The organism is Acidovorax sp. 94 (assembly GCF_003634645.1).
Taxonomy (GTDB): Bacteria; Pseudomonadota; Gammaproteobacteria; order Burkholderiales; family Burkholderiaceae_C; genus Acidovorax; species Acidovorax facilis.
In genome coordinates, this window is the sequence record NZ_RBJA01000001.1 from 4,668,751 (window position 1) to 4,687,835 (window position 19,085).

The window sequence follows — 19,085 nt, forward strand, 5'->3', positions numbered from 1 at the left end:
ACTTTTTCACCTTCTCGAAAGCCCCCACCATGACCACCCTCGGAACCCCTCTGTCCCCCCATGCCACCAAAGTCATGCTGCTGGGCTCGGGCGAGCTGGGCAAGGAGGTGCTGATCGCGCTGCAGCGCCTGGGGGTGGAAACCATTGCCGTGGACCGCTATGAGAACGCGCCCGGCCAGCAGGTGGCCCACCACGCGCGCACCATCACCATGAGCGACCCGGCCCAGCTCAAGGCGCTGATCGAAGCCGAACGGCCCCACCTGGTGGTGCCCGAGATCGAAGCCATCGCGACCCCCATGCTCGAAGAGCTGGAAGCCGCGGGCACCGTGCGCGTGATCCCTACGGCCCGCGCCGCGCGCCTGACCATGGACCGCGAAGGCATCCGCGTGCTGGCCGCCGAGACGCTGGGGTTGCCCACCAGCCCGTACAAATTCTGTAATTCGCTCGAAGAGTTGCAGGCCGCGATTGATGGCGGGATTGGTTACCCCTGCATCGTCAAGCCCGTGATGAGCAGCTCGGGCAAGGGCCAGAGCAAGATCGACGGCCCCGCCGACGTGCAAAAGGCCTGGGACTACGCCATGGCCGGTGGCCGGGTGAGCCACGGCCGCGTGATCGTCGAGGGCTTCATCGACTTTGACTACGAAATCACCCAGCTCACCGTGCGTTCGGTGGGCGCCGATGGCCAAATCACCACCAGTTTCTGCGACCCCATCGGCCATGTGCAGGTGAGCGGCGACTATGTGGAGAGCTGGCAGCCCCACGCCATGCACCCGACTGCACTCGAACAGTCGCGCCAGATCGCCAAGGCCGTGACCGACAACCTGGGCGGCCAGGGATTGTTTGGCGTGGAGCTGTTCGTCAAGGGCCAGGAAGTCTGGTTCAGCGAAGTGAGCCCCCGCCCGCACGACACGGGCCTGGTCACGCTGTGCACCCAGCACCAGAGCGAGTTTGAGCTGCACGCCCGCGCCATCCTGGGCCTGCCCGTGGACACCAGTCTGCGCAACCCCGGCGCCAGTGCCGTCATCTACGGCGGTGTGGAAGCCCAGGGCATCGTGTTCGACGGCGTGGAAGAAGCGCTGCGCGTGCCGGGCACCGACCTGCGCCTGTTCGGCAAGCCCGAGAGTTTTGTGAAGCGCCGCATGGGCGTGGCGCTGGCTCGGGCTCAGAATGTGGACACGGCGCGCGCGAACGCCAAGCTGGCGGCGAGCAAGGTCAGGCCCCGCGTGGCCTGATAGCCTGCGGCCGCAGTTGCGGCGGGCCGGTGCGACGACGGCGCTTCTGTGAAGGAGAACCCCTGTGAGCCTGAGTGCGCGGATCCTGTGGCTGGTGCTGGCAGCCTCTTTGTTGCCTGTGCCGGCCCTGGTGTGGCTGCTTTTGGAGTTCCGGGTGGCCACCACCGGACAGGCGCGCGACCGACTGGTGGCCAGGGCAGGCATCATTGCCAGCGACCTGGACGACAAGATCGCTGGTACCGGGCAACTCCTGTTTGGCCTTGGGCGCGTACCCCTGCTGGCGGCGGGCGACAAGGGCGCCTGCTCTGATTTCCTGGCAGATGTCCTCAAGGAACATCCCCAGTACACCGGCATCCTCACCATCCAGCCCGATGGTTCCCTGTTCTGTGATTCGCTGCGCAGTGGCCGTACGCTGGACCTCCGGGACCGCAGTTACTTTCAGCGTGCGCTGACAGCCTCCGGGCCGGTGCTGGAAGCGGTCATAGGCCGCCTGACGGGCAAGGGGGTGCTGCAGGTGGCCTACCCGGTGCGCGATGCGGGAGGCGCGTTGCGCTTCATCCTGCTGGCCTCGCTCGACATGCAGGACTACGGGCAGGCCACGGTGCATGCACAGCGCTATGAGCGTATGCATCTGCAGGTATGGAATGCCGACGGTTCGGTGGTCATGGACTTCCGCCGGCCGGAGGTGGCGCCGCTGACCCTGGGGGACGCCGAACGCACTTTCATGTTGCAAGCGGTCGAAGGGCATGCCGTGATGGAGGGGGCCGATGGCGTGCGTCGCGTCTGGGTGCGCGCCCAGTTGCCGCGCGCACAGGGCTCGGATCTGCGTCTGGCCCTGGCCGTGCCCGAGGACGACCTGCGTGGCCCGGTGGAGCGCCAGTTCCGGCGCGCACTGCTGGGGGTGCTGGCGCTGGCGGTCATCGTGTTCGTTGCTGCTTTTCTGTTGGTGGAATTTGCGGTGCGCCGCCATGCCATGCGCGCCATACGTGCCATTGGCCGCATGGATGCTGGCAACTACGCCGAACCCATTGGTACACCCTATCCCCCGGGAGAGCTGGGGCAGGTGGCCCGGGCACTGGACCGGATGGCGGAGTCCCTGCTGCGCCAGCAGCAGTCCATCGCGCAACACACGGAGACGCTGGAGCGCCAGGCGCGGCGAGACCCCCTGACCGACTTGGCCAACCGCTACAGCCTCACGGAGCGGCTGGACGCGGCGTTGGACCGGGCGCGGGAGCAGGGCCACTGCGTGGCCGTTCTGGCCATGGACCTGGACCGGTTCAAAGGAGTGAATGACAGCCTGGGACATGCACGGGGCGATGCCTTGCTCAAGGAGGTGGCGGCCAGGTTGCAGGGTTGTGTGCGTCCTGGCGATGTGGTGGCCCGGCCGGGTGGGGATGAGTTTGTGGTGGTGCTGCCCGACCTGCCGGACCCGGCGGTGGTGGAGCCCATGGCGCGGCGCATTGTGCGGGCGCTGACCCTGCCTGTGGAGACCGGCACGTCCAGCTGGTTGCTGGGCACCAGCCTGGGGATTGCGGTCTTTCCACAGGATGGGGACTCTGGCGACCTGTTGTTGCGCAATGCAGACGTGGCCATGTACGACGCCAAGGACCTGGGGGGGAACCGGCTGGCTTTCTTCAGCCCGCACATGACGGAGGTGTTGACGGAGCGCCTGCGGGTGGAGGCGGGCCTGCGCCATGCCATCGAGCACGACGGGCTGCGCCTGCACTATCAGCCCATCATGGATGCGCGGACGGGGCGCGTGTCGTCGGTGGAGGCGCTGGTGCGGTGGGCGGACCCGGAGCGTGGGCTGGTGTCTCCGCTGCAGTTCATCGGTATTGCGGAAGAAACGGGGCTGATCGTGCCACTGGGCGAATGGGTGCTGAACGAGGCCTGCGCGCAGGCACGTCGGTGGCTGGATGCCGGTTGGGGGGAGATCCCGGTGGCGGTGAACCTCTCGGCCCGTCAGTTCCAGGAGCCCGAGCTGGACCAGGTGGTGGCCCGCGCCTTGCAAAGCACCGGGTGCCCACCCCGGTTGCTGCAATTGGAGATCACTGAAAGCTCGATCATGGAGCCCGTGGAGGAGGCCCTGCAGACCATGCAGCGCCTCACCGCGCTGGGCGTGCAGCTGGTCATCGACGACTTCGGCACCGGCTATTCGTCACTGAGCCAGCTCAAGCGGTTTCCGGTGCGCAAGCTCAAGATCGACCGCTCTTTCGTCAACGACCTGGGGAGCAATGACCGGGGCGAAATGCTGGTGGACGCCATCGTGGCCCTGGCGCAAAAGTTGGGCCTGCGCACGGTGGCCGAGGGCGTGGAAACCGAGCACCAGGCCCAGTGGCTGACCCGGCTGGGCTGCGACGAACTGCAGGGTTACCTCTTTTCCCCGCCTTGCGCGCCACAAGACCTTGAAAACTGGTGGCAGGGCCGGGTGGCAGGCCCTCCCGCCGGCCCTATTCCCGGATCTGCCGCCCCGTGAGCTTGAGGAACAAATCCTCCAGATTCGCAGGCCGGTGCAGCGTGCGCAGGTGGCCATGCTGCCCCAGCGCCTGCAACAGCGGCTGGGCGTTCTGGGTGTAGAAAAACACCGTCTCGCCGCTGATCTCCACGCGCGCGGCCAGGGCACGCAGCGCGGCGTCTTCGGACATCTGCACGGCCCCCACGCCGAACACCTCCACCACATCCGGCTCCAGGTGCTGGGCGATCAGCTCGCGCGGGCGGCCTTCCGCAATCTTGCGGCCGTGGTCCAGCACCAGCAGGCGCGAGCACAGGCGCTCGGCCTCGTCCATGAAGTGGGTGGTCAGCAGGATCGACTTGCCTTGCTGCAGCAGCAGTTGCAGGCGCTCCCACATCAGGTGGCGGGCTTGCGGGTCCAGGCCGGTGGTGGGCTCGTCCAGCAGCAGCAGGCGCGGGTTGTTGACCAGGGCGCGCGCCAGCGACAGGCGCCGCTTCATGCCGCCCGATAGCTCGCCCGGCTTGGCATCGGCCTTGTGGGTGAGGGCTGCGAACTCCAGCAACTGGGGTGCACGCTCGTCCATCAATGCGCCCTTCAGCCCAAAGTAGCGGCCGAACACGCGCAGGTTCTCGGCGCAGGTGAAGTCCGGGTCGAGGGTGTCGAACTGCGTGACCACACCCAGCTGCGCCTTGATGGCCAGCGCATCGCGTGGCATGTGCAGCGGTGCGGTGCCGGGCTTGGAGGTGAAATGCACTTCGCCGCCATCCGGTGACGCCAGGCCCAGGCACATGCGGATGGTGGTGGTCTTTCCAGCACCGTTGGGGCCGATGACGCCCAGGCATTCGCCGGGAGCAATCGCGAAGGACACGTCGTCCACCACCGTGGTCTCGCCATAACGTTTGCGCAGGTGCAGAGCTTCAAAAAGTGCGGTCATGGGGCGATTGTGTGCGACGTGGGCATACCCGGTGTTGCGCGCAGTCGTTGTAGCAAAAATCAACACTTAGCGCAGGTGGATAGTGCACTGATTGCTATCAAAAGAGGATCAATTGGCTCAGTCCGCTGCGACCAGCCGCCCACGGCCCGCCGTCTTGGCTGCATAGAGGGCGCCGTCGGCACGGGCCATCAGTTCCGCCAGGGCGGCCTCGCCGGGCTGCAGGACGGCCATCCCGGCGCTGTAGTCCAGCGCAAAGCCCAGCTCGGCCACACTGGCTGCATGCAGGCGCCTGCGCAGTCGCCGGTCCAGGGCCAGTCCGGCGGGCTCGCTGTTGTGCAACAGCAGCACACCAAACTCCTCGCCACCCAGGCGGCCCACCAGGTCGCCGCTGCGGCAGGTGTCGCCCAGCAGACGGGCAAACAGTTGCAGGGCGCGGTCACCAGCCTCGTGGCCATGGGTGTCGTTGACCTGCTTGAAGTGGTCCAGGTCCAGCATCATTGCCGTCATGGGCAACTGGTGGCGTGCGGCGTGGGCCAGCAGGCTGCTGCCTTGGGTGGTGAAGCCGCGCCGGTTGAGCACGCCGGTGAGGCCGTCGGTCATCGCCAGCGTGCGCAGCTTGTGTTCAGCCTCCGACCGCCAGGCCACCAGCAGGGCGACCGTGCCGAGTACCAGGCTCACGTTGGTGGCCACGGCGGCAGCGAGGTTGACAGGATGGGGAGTGCGAAAGCTGGGGTACTGGTCGGTGAAGGCGCCCAGCATGCCCCGCGCCAACGTGAACGCGGCCGACGTCAGCAGGCAGCCCAGCAGCAGGCTGCGCCAGCGCAGGTTGGCCTCGACCACCGGCGCCAGGGTGGCGCGCGCAACGATGCACAGGATGGTGGCCAATACAAAGTTGGCCCAGCCCACGCGCCAGGCGTAGTGACCAAAGCCCAGGGTGTAGCCCAGTGGGGCGGCTATCACCAGCACCAGCAGCAGGCGGCGCAAGGGACGGGGGCCCAGCCATTCTTCGAGCGCCCGGTACAGCATCCACTGTGCGGCCGCGTTGCAGGCAATCGACACGGTGGAAAGGGTCTGGTCCCACAGGGTGGATGAGGCAATGATGGCCGCCCAGGCCACGGCCTGCAGTAGCATGCTGGCCTGCACATGGCGGGCCGCGCGGCTCACGTCCCGGCCCATGATCAGCGGCAGCGCGGCCGAGATCATGAACAGGTTGGCCGCCATGACCGTCATCAGCGTGAGGAAATCCAGTGGCATACGCAGTGGCCCCGGGGCCTGTGTTTACTGAAAAGCGACCTCGGCAAAGCTGCGCAGCTTGCGGCTGTGCAGGCGGTCCACGCCGCCGTTGCGCAGGATCTCGATGGCGCGCATGCCGATGCGCAGGTGCTGGTCCACCCGCTCGCGGTAGAAGTGGTTGGCCATGCCGGGCAGCTTGATTTCGCCGTGCAGGGGCTTGTCGCTCACGCACAGCAGGGTGCCGTAGGGCACGCGAAAGCGAAAACCATTGGCGGCGATGGTGGCGCTTTCCATGTCCAGCGCCACGGCGCGGCTCTGGCTGAAACGGCGCTGGGGCGTGTTGTCGGGCAGCAGCTCCCAGTTGCGGTTGTCGGTGCTGGCCACGGTGCCGGTGCGCATCACGCGCTTCAGGTCGGCGCCGCTGATCTGCGTGACATCGGCCACGGCCTGCTGCAATGCGAGCTGGATCTCGGCCAGCGCCGGGATGGGCACCCACAGCGGCAGGTCTTCGTCCAGCACATGGTCCTCACGCACATAGGCGTGGGCCAGCACGTAGTCGCCCAGCTGCTGACTGTTGCGCAGGCCCGCGCAGTGGCCCAGCATCATCCAGGCGTGGGGGCGCAGCACGGCGATGTGGTCGGTGATGGTCTTGGCGTTGGCGGGGCCTACACCGATGTTGACCATGGTGATGCCGCTGCTGTCTGCGCGCACGAGGTGGTAGCCGGGCATTTGCGGCAAGCGCGGCGGGGCTACGCCCAGTTCGTCGCCGGGCTGGGCACCCAATCCCACGCGGCGGGTGACCACGTTGCCCGGCTCGATGAAGGCGATGTATTCACTGTCGGGCTTGGCCATCTCGGCGTGGCCCAGGCGCACAAATTCGTCGATGTAGAACTGGTAATTCGTGAACAGCACGAAGTTCTGGAACCACTCGGGCGCCGTTCCCGTGTAGTGGCGCAGGCGGTGCAGCGAGTAGTCCACGCGCGGCGCGGTGAACAGCGACAGCGGCTGCGCCTCGCCCGGGCGGGCCTGCCAGGTGCCGTTGGCGATGCCGTCGTCCATGGCAGCCAGGTCGGGCAGGTCGAACACGTCGCGCATCAGCATGCGGCGCTCGGGCGTCAGCGTGCCCTCGATGTGGTCGTGCTCGGCAAACGAAAAATGGATCGGAATGGGGTGGGCGCTGGTGCCCACTTCCAGCTCCACGTTGTGGCTGGCGCGCAGCAGGCGAAACTGCTCGGCGTAGTAGTGAGCGAACAGGTCGGGCCGGGTGAGGGTGGTTTCGTAGCGCCCAGGGCCTTCCACAAAACCATAGGCCAGCTTGGTGTCGGCCCGCGCCACGGTGGTGGTGTGCACCCGTACAAAGGGGTAAAACGCGCGCACGGCGCCTTCGGGCGTTTCGCCTGCCACAAAACGCTGCATGGCGTCGCGCAGGTGGCCAATCTGTTGCTGGTAAATGCGCTGCACCTGGGCCAGTGCGTCGGCCGGGTCGGTGTGGCGGGTGGGGGCGATGAAGTCGGGGATGAGGGGCATGCCCCTATTGTCCACAAGCCGGGAACGTGTCTGTGTGACGGCCCCGGGAAGGGATCGGAAACAGGTTCTTACACCGGCAAATCGCGCATCCAGCGCTGGAGCGCCACGGCATCCAGCGGCACCGACACCACATGCCCCTGGATCAGGTCACACCCCAGGCCCTTGAGCAATTGCACCTGCGCCGGGGTTTCCACCCCTTCGGCCACGGTTTTGAGCTGCAGGCTGCGGGCCATCTGAATGACGGCCGTAACGATGGCCACGTCGTCGGGATTGCCGGGCGTGTCCACCACAAAAGACCGGTCGATCTTGAGGCTGTCGATGGGGTAGCGCTTGAGGTAGGCCAGCGACGAATACCCCGTGCCAAAGTCGTCGATCGAGATGCCCACGCCCAGCGCTTTGAGGGCATTGAGGGTGTCCAGCACCTGGCCGGTCTGGTGCATGAGCACGGATTCGGTCAGCTCAATCCCCAGGTACTGCGGCGCCAGGCCGGTATCGCGCAGCGCCGCAGCGATTTCGCCAGCGACATCGCGCTGGCGAAATTCGAGGGCAGACAGGTTCACCGCCACGGGCACCAGGGCCAGGCCCTCGTCCTGCCATTCCTTGAGCTGGCGGCAGGCCTCGCGCATCACCCAGCGGCCGATGGGGGTGATGAGGCCGCGCGATTCCGAAAAGGTGATGAACTCGTCCGGCCCCACCAGGCCGCGCTGCGGGTGGCGCCAGCGCACCAGAGCCTCCAGCCCCTGCAGGGAGCCGTCTTCCAGGCTGATCTGGGGCTGGTAGTGCAGCACAAAGGCGTTGTCCACAATGGCCTCGCGCAGAAGGCGCTCGTGCTGCAGCACGTCGATGGCGCTGGCTTCCATGCTCAGGGTGTAGAACTGGCGGTTGCCGCGGCCGCTTTCCTTGGCGTGGTGCATGGCTGCATCGGCGCAGCGCAGCAGTGCATCGCCGGTGGTGGCGTGTTCGGGGAAAAGGCTGATACCGATGGAGGGGGACACCGTCAGCGGCACCTGGCCCAGGGTGAACACGCCGTGCATGGACGCAAGCAGCTTGTCGGCCACCCGGGCGGCATCGTCGGGGCCCTGCACATCGGTCAGCACCACCACAAACTCATCGCCGCCCAGCCGCGCCACCACGTCAGCGTCGCGCACGCCCTGGCGCAGGCGTTCGGCCACGTTGCACAGCAGCTGGTCGCCTGCATGGTGGCCCAGCGAGTCGTTCACCGTCTTGAAATGGTCAAGGTTCACAAAAAGCACGGCCGCACGGCCGTGGCGCCTGCGGGCCAGCGACAGCACCTGCGACAGCTGCTCCATCAGGAAGTGGCGGTTGGGCAACTGCGTGAGCGTGTCGTGCAGCGCAATGAAGGCCTCGCGTTCCTGGGCCTGCTTGCGGGCCGTGATGTCACGCACCACCACGATGCGGTAGTCGGCATGGTGCAGTGGCATGGTCTTTCCCACCACCTCCACGGGAATGACATGACCGTCCTTGTGGCGGATGGTCACTTCGTAGGGGTCTTCGCGCCCGGTGCGCGTGTAGTCCAGCGCCACGGCCCTCCATTCGGGACTGATGAAGTGGAAGATGGAAAACCCCACCACCTCCTGCAGCGCATAACCCGTCAGGCGGGTGAGTGCCTCATTGCCGTCGGTGATGATGCCGTCGCGGTGGAACACGATGGCCTCGTCCGTGGCCTCGGTGAACTTGCGCATGCGCTCTTCGCTCTGGCGCACTTGGCGCTCCGCGCGCCAGCGCTCGGTGATGTCGGTGATCAGAACGAACGAGCCCAGCTGCTGCGCGCTGGCGTCAAAGTGCGGGATCAGGTTGACCTCGATCATGCGGGCCTCGCCATTGGGCAAGGTCTGCTCACGTGTGTACTTCACATGTTCGCCGCATGCGGACCGTTCCACATGCGGCTGGATGGCCAGCCAGGCCTTGTCGCCGATGGCCTCCTGCACCGTGAGGCCCAGGATGGACTCGGTCGTGTGGCCGTTGTAGGCGGCATAGCCTTGGTTGGCGAACTGGCAGCACAGGCCGGGCAGGTTGTAGTAGGCCATCAGCGCGGGCACGGAGTCTGCAATCAGCCGCAGCAAAGCATCGCTGGAGCCACGGGGGCCAGGGGTGGGGGCTGCGTTGGTGATGTCTTGCATGGGCAGGCGCTGATGGGTTTTGTTATAGCCGATAGACCTGACAGCAAGGCTTGGGGCAACTCCCCATGCAAGTTTGCTGCGCGGGTGGGTGGGTTGCGGTGGGTCTTTCTGTCACCATGGGGCATTGCCAGAAGAACAAAAGACAGGAAAGGTGCAGGAGTTCCATGCAGGAGTTCGGAGGTTTTTCCTCAGCGCTGGCCGTGCTGGCGAGCGCAGCGGGGTGCGGGTTGCTGATGGGTATTGAGCGCGAGCGTCGCAAAGGGGCGGGGCCCGACCGGGCGCTGGCCGGGGTGCGGTCGTTCACCCTGGCTTCCCTGGGGGGCGCGGCAGCTGCGCTCACGGCGGTTCCTGTGCTGGTGGTGGTGGGGGCCGTGTTGGTAGCGGCCCTCACGGTGGTGGCCTATGCGCGCGACCGCTCTGGCGACCCTGGCGTCACCACCGAGATCGCCTTGTTTCTGGCCTATCTGATCGGGGTGACCTGCGCGCGCGACCAGTTGCTGGCCGCCGCCCTGGCGGTGGTGGTGACGGGGCTGCTGGCGTTGCGGGACGTGTTGCACCAGTTTTCCAACCAGTGGCTGCAGCCCGGCGAGGTGCGCAGCGGGCTCATTCTGGCCGCCTTGGCTTTGCTGGTGTATCCACTGGCCCCCAACACCCCCCTGTGGCAAGACGTGCTGAACCCGCAGGTGGTGGTGCGCCTGGTCATCGTGCTGCTGGTGATCCAGTCGCTGGCGCACTTGGCCAAGCGACTGATGCAGGCGCGCCATGCCGTGGCGCTGTCGGCGCTGGCCTCCGGGTTTGTGTCGAGCACCGCCACCATCGGCAGCCTGGGTATGGAGGTGCGAGCGGGCCGGGCCACGGCGCACACCAACGCAGGCGCTGCGGTGCTGTCGTGTGTGGCCACCATGGCCCAGATCGTGGTGGTGGCCGCCACCGTGCAGCCGCAGTGGCTGGCGCGGCTGTGGCTGCCCGCGCTGGCGGGCGGGTGTGTGGCGGCCGCCGTGGGATGGTGGGGCGGGCGCGGCGCGGCGCACCTGTCTGCGAAGGCTATGGACGCCGGTGCGGAGGTGGCGGTTGCTGTACCCCCTGACACCCCTATGTTCAAGCTGCGCGATGCCTTGCTGATTGCGGCTCTGCTCACTGGCATTCAGGCCGGTGTGCAGGGGCTCACGGCGTGGCAAGGCGACGCGGGCATGCTGGCAGGCGCGCTGCTGGCGGCCTTGGCCGACGTGCATGCCGCCACGGCGGCCGTGCTGGTGCGCGGCGGCCCGCACAGCGCGGCCGCACCCGCCATCGCGCAGGCCCTGATGGCCGCGCTGCTGGTGCATGCAGGCAGCAAGTGCGCGGTGGCCCTGGCCAGTGGTGGCTGGCGCTACGCGCTGGCTGTGGCACCGGGCGTGCTGGCGCACACCCTGGCTTTTGTGGGGGTGTTGGCCCTGCAGGCATAGCGGCTGGTGAAGGCGGGGCCGGATAATCGACCCATGACCTCCAAAGAAAACCAAGCCCGCGCTGATTTCAGCGCGCTGGCCCTGAGCCCCGCCACGCTGGCCAACCTGCAGCAGCTGGGCTACACCACCATGACCCCCATCCAGGCGGCCAGCCTGCCGCCCGCGTTGCTGGGTAAGGACCTGATCGCCCAGGCCAGCACCGGCAGCGGCAAGACCGCCGCGTTTGCCCTGGCCCTGCTGGCCAACCTCAACCCCCGCCGTTTTGCGGTGCAGGCGCTGGTGCTGTGCCCCACGCGCGAGCTGGCCGACCAGGTGACCACCGAGATCCGCCGCCTGGCGCGGGCCGAAGAAAACATCAAGGTCGTGACCCTGTGTGGCGGCGTGCCGCTGCGCGCCCAGACACTGAGCCTGGAGCATGGCGCGCACATCGTGGTGGGCACGCCCGGCCGCGTGATGGACCACCTGGAGCGCCAGCACCTGTCGCTGGAAGCGCTCAACACCCTGGTGCTCGATGAGGCCGACCGCATGCTCGACATGGGCTTCTTCGACGACATCGTCGTGGTGGCCAAGCAGTGCCCCAAGGAGCGCCAGACGCTGCTTTTTTCGGCCACGTACCCCGAGGGCATCGCCAAGCTCAGCGCCCAGTTCATGAAGTCGCCCGAGCAGATCACGGTGCAGGCCCAGCATGCCGAAGGCAAGATCGAGCAGCGCTGGTACGAGGTGAAAAACAGCGAGCGCCTGCACACGGTGTCGCAGCTGCTCAACCACTTCCGCCCAGAATCGTCCATCGCCTTTTGCAACACCAAGCAGCAGTGCCGCGACCTGGTGGGGGTGCTGCAGGCCCAGGGCTTCAGCGCGCTGGCGCTGTTTGGCGAGCTGGAACAACGTGAGCGTGATCAGGTGCTGGTGCAGTTTGCCAACCGCAGTTGCTCGGTGCTGGTGGCCACCGACGTGGCCGCGCGGGGCCTCGACATTGCCAACTTGGCCGCCGTGATCAACGTGGATGTGACGCCCGACCCCGAGGTGCACATCCACCGCATTGGCCGCACCGGCCGGGGCGATGCCGACGGCCTGGCGCTGAACCTGGCCAGCCTGGACGAGATGGGCTCCGTGGGCAAGATCGAGCAACTGCAGGGCCGCGAGTCGCGCTGGTTCCCTGTGGCGGACCTCACGCCCACGGGCAGCGGCCCGCTGGTGCCGCCCATGGTCACCATCCAGATCATCGGTGGCCGCAAGGAAAAGATCCGTGCGGGCGACGTACTGGGCGCGCTCACGGGCGAGATGGGCTACACCCGCGAGCAGATCGGCAAGATCAATGTGAACGACTTCTCCACCTACGTGGCGGTGGACCGCGCCATCGGCGCCCAGGCCGCCCAGCGCCTGAACCAGGGCCGCGTGAAGGGCAAGACCGTGAAGGCGCGGCTCGTCACGGACTGAGAGGCTGAGAGTCTTTTATCCATGCCCGCCTTGCACGCGAAAACGCCCCGGCTCGTCGTTGCAAATGCTCGCCATAGCCCGAGCTGTGGCTGTGCTTTGCGCCTAGATCCGAGGCGTTTTCGCGCGCCTTTCGGGCACGGCTAAAAAACCCTCAGCCTCTGAGGCGCTCACGTGGGGCCAGCGCCGCTGCGCGGAGGCTGGCTGCGCTGGTGGCAGGTGAAAGTTTGGGTGAAAAATGCCGCCAGCGCTTGATGGGTGTCATTTGTTGCTATCTGTTTGATAGTGACCAGGTTCTGCCCGGCGGCGGATCATTTCCGCAGCTGTTTTTTCACGCCGCCTGTGACATCTACGCATTGCATCAAGACCTATAGAAGACTATAGTTCTTGGCATGACCACATCCCACAAAGTTGTTGCCTTTGACAGTGCCCCGGGCCTGAGCCGCTACGCCGCCCTGGCCGCCGCCCTGCGTGCCCGCGTGGTGGCAGGGGAGTGGCCACCCGGCTCGGCCCTGCCGGCAGAAAGCCTGCTGGCCACCGAGCACCAGGTGGCGCTGGGCACCATGCGCCGTGCGCTGGAACTCCTGGTGGCGCAAGGCCTGGTAGAACGCATACACGGCCGGGGCACCTTTGTGCGCCAGGGGATTGCCGGTGCGTCGATGCTGCGCTTTTTTAGGTTTGACAGCGGCAGTGGCGAAATGCCACGCTCGCGCATCCTGTCACGTCAGCGCGTGGCGGCCCCGGCCGTCGTGGCCCGCAGGCTGGGCTTGGCCACGGGCGAGATGGTGCTGCGGCTGCAGCGTTTGCGCCTGCTGGCCGACCAGCCCTGTCTGCTGGAAGAGCTGTGGTTGCCGCTGGATGTGTTTGCTTCCCTGGCCGAAGGCAGCACCGCCGAATGGGACGACCTGCTGTACCCCATGTTCGCGCGGCGCTGCGGCGTGCATGTGCACCGTGCCGTGGACGACATTGGTTTTGCCGTGCTGACAGCCGCTCAGGCCATCCCCCTGGGGCTGGCCGCAGGCCATCCGGGCGTGGTGGTGCAACGGGCCGCCTACGACCTGGGCGGGCGCTGCGTCGAATGGCGCACCACGCGCGGCGATGCCCATGCCTTTCACTACACCGTGACCATTACATGAACGACAACCGCGGGGGTGTCCGTGGCCTGGCAAGCCAGTTCCACACCCCCTGCTGGACTTGGGGCGCCAGCTTCCTGCGTGTCCCCCTGAACGCCTGAAAACTCAACCAAGGAGACCTGTATGCCCCCTCTGTCCGATCCTCTGAACCCCCCTGGTCTGTCGCGCCGCGCGGCGCTGGCTGCTGTGGGCGCCACCTTGGCCGCCCCCTGGGTGCACACCCGCGCCGCGGGCGTGGGCGGCGGACGCACCGTGACCCTGGTTGTCTCTTACCCGGCAGGCGGCGGTGCCGACCTGATGGCCCGCATCATCGCGCCCCGCATGGCCGAGGCGCTGGGGCAAGGCGTGGTGGTGGACAACAAGCCCGGCGCCAGCGGCCAGCTGGCCGCATCGGCCGTGGCCCGCGCCACGCCGGATGGCACCACACTGCTGCTCGATGCATCGTCGTTCGCCGTCAATCCATCGCTCTACCCCAAGCTGCCCTACGACAGCAACACGGCCTTTGTGCCACTGGCCGTGTTGGCGACCTTTCCGAACGTGCTGGTGTGCCACCCGGGCTTCGGTGTCAATTCCGTCAAGGAAGTCATCGCACGCGCCAAGGCCAAGCCCGAGGACGTGGCCTATGCGTCGTCCGGCAATGGTTCGGCCCAGCATCTGGCGGGGGCGTTGTTTGAAGAGCGCACTGGCGTGCGGCTGTCCCACATTCCCTACCGTGGGGGCGGCCCTGCCATGAACGACGTGATGGGCGGCCAGGTGCCGCTGTTCTTTGCCAATGTGGCCTCGTCACTTGGCCACATCCAGGCGGGCAAGCTGCGGCCGCTGGCAGTGACCAGCGCCGTGCGCGCTCGCTCGCTGCCCGATGTGCCCACCATGGCGCAGGCCGGCGTGGCCGACTACGAAGTGCTGGAGTGGAACCCCGTGCTGGCTCCGGCGGGCATTGCGCCCGAGGCGCGCACGCAGCTGGTCAACGCCATCCGCAAGGCGCTGGCAGACCCTGAGGTGCTGGGCCGCATCCGCGCGCTGGGCGGCGATGCCTTTCCCGATGCCACCCAGGCCAGTGCGGGCAAGTTCATCCAGGCCCAGCAAGTGCAGTGGGGCAAGGTCATCCGTGAGCGCAAGATCGTGGTGGGCTGACCGATGGATGTGTTGGCCACATCCGCGCCGTTGCGGGATGCCCAGGAGGGATGGGACACGCACGTCCATGTGTTTGATGCCGCCGCCCCGGTCCAGGCCGGGCACTACCAGCCTGCGCACCAGCCTCTCGAACGCATTGAGGCAGAAGCCGCGAAGCTGGGCGTGGGCCACCTCGTGTTGGTGCAGCCCAGCGTGTACGGCACCGACAACCGGCTGATGCTCGACGCCCTGGCGCGCGAACCGGGTCGGCACCGCGCGGTGGTGGTGGTGGATACCGACATTGCCGACAGCGAACTGCACACCATGCACGCACTGGGCGTGCGCGGCGTGCGTTTCAATCTGGTGTCCCCCGTGGGCAACGGGGCGCAGGCCATGCAGGCGCTGGCGCCCCGCCTGAAGGCGCTGGGCTGGCATGTGCAGTGGTATGCAGCACCCGCACAACTCGCGCAGATTGCCCAGCTGCATGCGCAAACGGGCCTGCCCTGCGTGCTGGACCATCTGGCGGGAATGCACGCCGCCGTGGCGCAGGACGATGCGGCCTGGCAGGCACTGGCAAAGCTGGCCGACTTGGGGGCATGGGTCAAGCTGTCGGGCTGGTACCGCCTGCAGGCTGCGGTGCCCTACGCCGAACTGCACGGCGCGATCCGCCGCGTGGCAGGGCTGATGGGTGAGCGGCTGGTGTGGGGTTCGGACTGGCCCCATACGGCGTTTGCTCCGCACGCCATGCCCGCTTACGCGAGTGTGTGGGAGCCGGTGGTGGATGCCCTGGGCTCGGCGCGCGCCGACAAGGTGCGCATGGCGGGCGCTAAGCTGTACCGCTGAAGCGAAGTGCGTATGGGGGCATTGGCATGGGTGCTTCCCGCACCCGCCGTCTCTTTACCTGGCGCCTGCCGTTTCCAGCATCCGCACCATTTCGCTGAAGCCGCGCTGCCGTGCAAGTTGGAGCGGCGTGTTGCCCTGCCGGTCGGTCAGCGTTTGGCTCGCACCCGCCCGCAACAGGGCTTGCAGGGTGGCTTGGTGGCGCGGGCCGCCGTTGCCCAGCACGATGGACTCGATGAGCGCCGTCCAGTGCAGGTTGTTCACATGGTCGAGCGGCGCGCCAGCGGCGATCAGCTGGCGCACCACGCCGTCGTGTCCCAGGTGGGCAGCGGCGATGAGCGCCGTGCCGTCGTAGCGGCTGGTCACCTGTTTGGCGCTGGCGCCCAGTTGCAGCAGCACGCGCAGCGTAGCCTCGTCGTCGGCCACGCCGGCAATGGTCACGGCGTCATAACGGTCGTTTTCCAGCAGATCCAGGCCAGCGCCTGCTTTGGCAAGGGTGCGGATCGCTTCGGCCTGCCGCGCGTAGGTGGCCACATGCAGCGGTGTGCGGCCGTAAGCGTCGCGTGCGTTCAGATCACCCTTTGCGGCAATCAGCTTGTTCAACGTCGGCATGTCACCCCGCGCCGCAGCGGCATGCAGGCCCTGGTAGGCCGCTGTTTCGGCCGCCGTCGGAGGCACCTGGGCCTGGGCCGTGGTGGCACAGGCCAGTGCAGCGGCCAGTGTGAGTACAAGGTTCCAGTGCTTCACGGGTGTCTCCGATGGCGTGCGTTGCAGGTGTGGGCGGGGGGTTACTTCAGCAGATCCTGCACCTTGGCGATGCCGGCCACGGCGCATTGCTCGTCCAGGTGGCCGCCAGGTGCGCCGCCCACGCCCACGGCGCCGATGACTTCGTTACCCACCTTCACCGGCACGCCACCGCCCAGCAGCAGGTAGCCAGGGATGTTCACCAGGTTGGCAGCAGCGGGGTTTTTCTGCGCGCCTTCCATCATGGCCAGCGTGGTGTTCTTGGCCGATGCCGAGGTGTAGGCCTTCAGGCGGCTGGCTTCCAGCGTGTGGGGGCCTGCGTTGTCGGCGCGGTGCACGGCGCGCACGGTGCCTGCGCGGTCCACCACGGTGGCGGTCACGTTGTAGCCGTTGGCGCTGCAGGTGGCGACGGTTTGCGCGGCGATCTGCGTGGCCAGGTCCAGCGAGATGTTCTTTTCGGTGCGTACGCCTTCGGCGCTGGCCGCTGTGGCGATCAGGGACAGGGTGAGGGCGGCGATGGTGGCGAGGCGGTTTTGCATGGTGTTCTCCGGTGTTTTTGACGTCGGCACCACCCGTTGTGGCGCCGTGGGAGAACTGTAGAAAACGCTGCGGTTTTCAGCCATTCGGGCGGCTACGCGCGGGCCTCCGTAAAACTACGGAAGGCCTTGGCGAAGCAGCTCAGGATGCCGCATCCACCAGCGCCGCATACCGCCGTATCAGTTGCGCCAGCGACTCTGCCCCCAGCTTGCCAAACAGGTTGGCGCGGTGCGTTTCCACCGTGCGGGGCGACAGCTCCAGCGCGCGGCCGATTTCCTTGTTGGTCAGCCCCTCGACGATCAGGCCCAGCACCTCACGCTCGCGGGCCGACAGTTGCGCGAAGCGCTCGCGCGCCTGCTGGTCGGCCTGGTGGCGCTCGCGGGATCGCACATGCTGGCGCACGGCGTTCTGCAGGGCTTCGATCAGCACTTCGTCGTCCACGGGCTTTTCGAGAAACTCCGCCGCCCCGGCCTTGAACGCGCGGCGGCACATCTCCACCGTGCCGTGGCCGGTCAGCAGGATCATGGGCTGGTCCACGCCCTGCGCGAGCAGCTGCTCCAGCACCGTGAGGCCGCTGATGCCGGGCATGCGCACATCGAGCACGATGGCGCCGATGCTGGCGCGGTCAAACCCTGCCATGAAGGACTGCGGGTCGGCCCAGGCCTGTACGCGCAGGCCCACGGTGCTGATGAGCAGGGAGAGGCTGTCGCGCACGGCGGCATCGTCGTCCACCAGGTGGATCAGGGGCGAGAGGGATGGCGCGCTATCGGTCATGGGCGGGCGGTGCGGTGGGCAGGGTCAGCACAAACTCTGCGCCCCGTAGGTCTTGGGCTGGCGCAGCGGCCTCAGGCGCCAGGGCCAGCTGCGCGCCCATGGCCTGCGCCAGGCTGTCGCACAGTGTCAGGCCCAGTCCCAGCCCACCCGTGCGTGTGGTGTAGAACGGCTCGAACAGGCGCTGGCGTGCCTCGGGTGGTATGCCCGGGCCGTGGTCGCGCACCGACAAGGCCACGTGCCCGGTATCGGTGCGTGCCATGGCAATGTGCAGCTGGCGTTCGGTGGCTGGCACCTGTTCCAGGGCCTGCAATGCATTCATCAGCAGGTTGTGGATGATCTGCTGCAGGGCCACAGGCTCGGCCAGCACGGTGGGCAGGTCGGGGGCGGTGGTCACGCTGGGCACCACACCCCGCTGGGCCAGCTCGGGCTCTAGCAGGTGCAGCGCGTCGTGCACGGCCGTGGGCAGCGCCAGCGGCTGGGCCTGGCCTGCCAGGTCGGGGCGCTCCACCAGGCGGCGCAGGCGACCCACCACGGTGGAGGCGCGGCGTGCCTGCTCCACCGCACGTGCCATGGCCGTCTGTGCGGTGTCGAGATCAGGCGGCTCATCGGCCAGCAGGCGCTGGGCGGCCTGGGTGCTGGACAGCAGGGCCGTCAGTGGCTGGTTCAGCTCGTGCGCCATGCCGGCGGCCAGCTCGCCCAGTGTGTTCAGGCGTGCCACCTGGCCCAGGCGCAGCAGTTCTTCGGCCCGCTGGCGGGCCACGCGCTGGCGCCACAGTGCGCGGCCTGCAGCCCACAGCGCAGCGGTCAGCACGCACCAGCCCAGCATGCCCCACCACGGCAGCTCGTGCAGGCCCACGCTGCGGCGGGCCACCACGTCCAGCGGCTGGCTTTGTGCCGCCAACAGCTTGTGAAACTCGTAGGTGCGGCTCCAGGCGCCCACCTCGGATCGGCCCGGCTGTACGACGAAAGCCTCGCCATCGCGCTCCAGCGTCACGCGCACGGGGCTGGTGGTCCTGTCCATGGGCCACTCGTCCGTGGGAATGGTGCTGCGCAGGTCGATGTGCAGTGCGTAGCTGGCGGGCGTGCCTGCCAGAACGAGGTGATAGCGGCCTGCGGACAGGTTCAGCCCTGCCATGGCCGCATGGCCGGTGCGGCGTGAGGAGGCTTCAGCGGCCGCCAGTTCTGCCTGCAGTGCGGGGGGCCAATCACTCTGCGCTGTGCGCTGCAGCACCGCCAGAATTTGCGGGTAGACCGAAGGCAGTCGGGGCAGGGGGGATGCGGCGTCGGTGCCGTTGCTCGCTGCGGCGGTGGGCTGCAGCAACGCCAGCGTGGCCATGATGGCATCGTGCTGCACCACACGCTGGCTCAGTAGCCGGTGCACGATGCGCGCGTCGGTCTCGAACGCTGCGTGCAGTTGCTGCAAACGCGCGACGGCCAGCCAGCTGGCGCCCGCGCATGCGACCACGGCCCAGAGCAGCAGGCTGGGGAGATGCAGGGTGCGGTACGAGGGAAGGCGGCGGCGCCATGCCGGGGTCATGCGCGGATT

At 67.6% G+C, this 19,085-nt stretch carries 15 protein-coding genes; 7 read left to right on the plus strand and 8 right to left on the minus strand.

Going from position 1 to position 19,085, the window contains the following annotated elements; all coding sequences use genetic code 11:
• Positions 1-29: 29 nt before the first annotated feature.
• Together purT and C8C94_RS21525 are read left to right on the plus strand one after the other, a co-directional pair.
• Positions 30-1,232: a formate-dependent phosphoribosylglycinamide formyltransferase gene (gene purT, locus C8C94_RS21520; RefSeq protein ID WP_121422152.1), complete on the plus strand. Its 1,203-nt coding sequence runs from the start codon at positions 30-32 to the stop codon at positions 1,230-1,232.
• Between the two features lie 64 nt (positions 1,233-1,296).
• Positions 1,297-3,708, plus strand: a complete 2,412-nt coding sequence (locus C8C94_RS21525) for a bifunctional diguanylate cyclase/phosphodiesterase (RefSeq protein ID WP_121422153.1) — start codon at positions 1,297-1,299, stop codon at positions 3,706-3,708.
• On the opposite strand, the gene C8C94_RS21530 is transcribed toward C8C94_RS21525, so the two are convergent.
• The 4 genes from C8C94_RS21530 to C8C94_RS21545 form a co-directional block, all read right to left on the minus strand.
• Positions 3,683-4,618, minus strand: a complete 936-nt coding sequence (locus C8C94_RS21530) for an ATP-binding cassette domain-containing protein (protein ID WP_121422154.1) — start codon at positions 4,616-4,618, stop codon at positions 3,683-3,685. The genes C8C94_RS21525 and C8C94_RS21530 overlap by 26 nt on opposite strands.
• Before the next feature lie 117 nt (positions 4,619-4,735).
• Positions 4,736-5,872 (minus strand): GGDEF domain-containing protein, encoded by a 1,137-nt coding sequence (locus tag C8C94_RS21535; protein ID WP_121422155.1) that lies wholly within the window; start codon positions 5,870-5,872, stop codon positions 4,736-4,738.
• 24 nt (positions 5,873-5,896) lie between these two features.
• Positions 5,897-7,378, minus strand: coding sequence for an AMP nucleosidase (locus C8C94_RS21540; RefSeq protein ID WP_055396354.1), 1,482 nt, complete (start codon positions 7,376-7,378; stop codon positions 5,897-5,899).
• Positions 7,379-7,446: 68 nt separating this feature from the next.
• The gene (locus C8C94_RS21545) at positions 7,447-9,519 is read right to left on the minus strand and encodes a bifunctional diguanylate cyclase/phosphodiesterase (RefSeq protein ID WP_121422156.1); all 2,073 of its coding nucleotides are present in this window, start codon (positions 9,517-9,519) and stop codon (positions 7,447-7,449) included.
• A 164-nt stretch (positions 9,520-9,683) separates the two neighbouring features.
• On the opposite strand from C8C94_RS21545, the gene C8C94_RS21550 reads away from it, so the two are divergent.
• The 5 genes from C8C94_RS21550 (at position 9,684) to C8C94_RS21570 (ending at position 15,487) form a co-directional block, all read left to right on the plus strand.
• Positions 9,684-10,964, plus strand: a complete 1,281-nt coding sequence (locus C8C94_RS21550) for a DUF4010 domain-containing protein (protein WP_121422157.1) — start codon at positions 9,684-9,686, stop codon at positions 10,962-10,964.
• Between the two features lie 33 nt (positions 10,965-10,997).
• Entirely contained in the window at positions 10,998-12,401 is a 1,404-nt protein-coding gene (gene dbpA, locus C8C94_RS21555; RefSeq protein WP_121422158.1) for an ATP-dependent RNA helicase DbpA, read from the plus strand.
• 389 nt (positions 12,402-12,790) lie between these two features.
• On the plus strand, positions 12,791-13,534 hold the full coding sequence (locus tag C8C94_RS21560) for a GntR family transcriptional regulator (RefSeq protein WP_121422159.1): 744 nt from the start codon (positions 12,791-12,793) through the stop codon (positions 13,532-13,534).
• Between the two features lie 120 nt (positions 13,535-13,654).
• On the plus strand, positions 13,655-14,665 hold the full coding sequence (locus C8C94_RS21565; RefSeq protein ID WP_121422160.1) for a tripartite tricarboxylate transporter substrate binding protein: 1,011 nt from the start codon (positions 13,655-13,657) through the stop codon (positions 14,663-14,665).
• Positions 14,666-14,668: 3 nt separating this feature from the next.
• Positions 14,669-15,487, plus strand: a complete 819-nt coding sequence (locus tag C8C94_RS21570) for an amidohydrolase (protein WP_121422161.1) — start codon at positions 14,669-14,671, stop codon at positions 15,485-15,487.
• 54 nt (positions 15,488-15,541) lie between these two features.
• On the opposite strand, the gene C8C94_RS21575 is transcribed toward C8C94_RS21570, so the two are convergent.
• The 4 genes from C8C94_RS21575 to C8C94_RS21590 all read right to left on the minus strand — a co-directional run bounded on the left by C8C94_RS21575 (position 15,542) and on the right by C8C94_RS21590 (position 19,076).
• Positions 15,542-16,231 carry an ankyrin repeat domain-containing protein gene (locus tag C8C94_RS21575; RefSeq protein ID WP_121422162.1) on the minus strand — a complete coding sequence of 230 codons (690 nt, stop codon included), beginning with the start codon at positions 16,229-16,231 and terminating at the stop codon, positions 15,542-15,544.
• Positions 16,232-16,272: 41 nt separating this feature from the next.
• The gene (locus C8C94_RS21580; RefSeq protein ID WP_121423024.1) at positions 16,273-16,767 is read right to left on the minus strand and encodes a heme-binding protein; all 495 of its coding nucleotides are present in this window, start codon (positions 16,765-16,767) and stop codon (positions 16,273-16,275) included.
• Positions 16,768-16,906: 139 nt separating this feature from the next.
• On the minus strand, positions 16,907-17,539 hold the full coding sequence (locus C8C94_RS21585; RefSeq protein WP_121422163.1) for a response regulator transcription factor: 633 nt from the start codon (positions 17,537-17,539) through the stop codon (positions 16,907-16,909).
• On the minus strand, positions 17,529-19,076 hold the full coding sequence (locus C8C94_RS21590; RefSeq protein ID WP_121422164.1) for a sensor histidine kinase: 1,548 nt from the start codon (positions 19,074-19,076) through the stop codon (positions 17,529-17,531). The genes C8C94_RS21585 and C8C94_RS21590 overlap by 11 nt, the downstream gene beginning before the upstream one ends.
• Between the last annotated feature and the right edge of the window lie 9 nt (positions 19,077-19,085).

What these genes read in the sequence shown, in the direction of transcription:
- C8C94_RS21535 (WP_121422155.1), bottom strand. Translation starts at nt 5,872, where the DNA reads ATGCCACTGGATTTCCTCACGCTGATGACGGTCATGGCGGCCAACCTG.
- purT (WP_121422152.1), top strand. Translation starts at nt 30, where the DNA reads ATGACCACCCTCGGAACCCCTCTGTCCCCCCATGCCACCAAAGTCATG.
- C8C94_RS21570 (WP_121422161.1), top strand. Translation starts at nt 14,669, where the DNA reads ATGGATGTGTTGGCCACATCCGCGCCGTTGCGGGATGCCCAGGAGGGA.
- C8C94_RS21585 (WP_121422163.1), bottom strand. Translation starts at nt 17,539, where the DNA reads ATGACCGATAGCGCGCCATCCCTCTCGCCCCTGATCCACCTGGTGGAC.
- C8C94_RS21590 (WP_121422164.1), bottom strand. Translation starts at nt 19,076, where the DNA reads ATGACCCCGGCATGGCGCCGCCGCCTTCCCTCGTACCGCACCCTGCAT.
- C8C94_RS21530 (WP_121422154.1), bottom strand. Translation starts at nt 4,618, where the DNA reads ATGACCGCACTTTTTGAAGCTCTGCACCTGCGCAAACGTTATGGCGAG.
- C8C94_RS21550 (WP_121422157.1), top strand. Translation starts at nt 9,684, where the DNA reads ATGCAGGAGTTCGGAGGTTTTTCCTCAGCGCTGGCCGTGCTGGCGAGC.
- dbpA (WP_121422158.1), top strand. Translation starts at nt 10,998, where the DNA reads ATGACCTCCAAAGAAAACCAAGCCCGCGCTGATTTCAGCGCGCTGGCC.
- C8C94_RS21580 (WP_121423024.1), bottom strand. Translation starts at nt 16,767, where the DNA reads ATGCAAAACCGCCTCGCCACCATCGCCGCCCTCACCCTGTCCCTGATC.
- C8C94_RS21560 (WP_121422159.1), top strand. Translation starts at nt 12,791, where the DNA reads ATGACCACATCCCACAAAGTTGTTGCCTTTGACAGTGCCCCGGGCCTG.
- C8C94_RS21540 (WP_055396354.1), bottom strand. Translation starts at nt 7,378, where the DNA reads ATGCCCCTCATCCCCGACTTCATCGCCCCCACCCGCCACACCGACCCG.
- C8C94_RS21565 (WP_121422160.1), top strand. Translation starts at nt 13,655, where the DNA reads ATGCCCCCTCTGTCCGATCCTCTGAACCCCCCTGGTCTGTCGCGCCGC.
- C8C94_RS21545 (WP_121422156.1), bottom strand. Translation starts at nt 9,519, where the DNA reads ATGCAAGACATCACCAACGCAGCCCCCACCCCTGGCCCCCGTGGCTCC.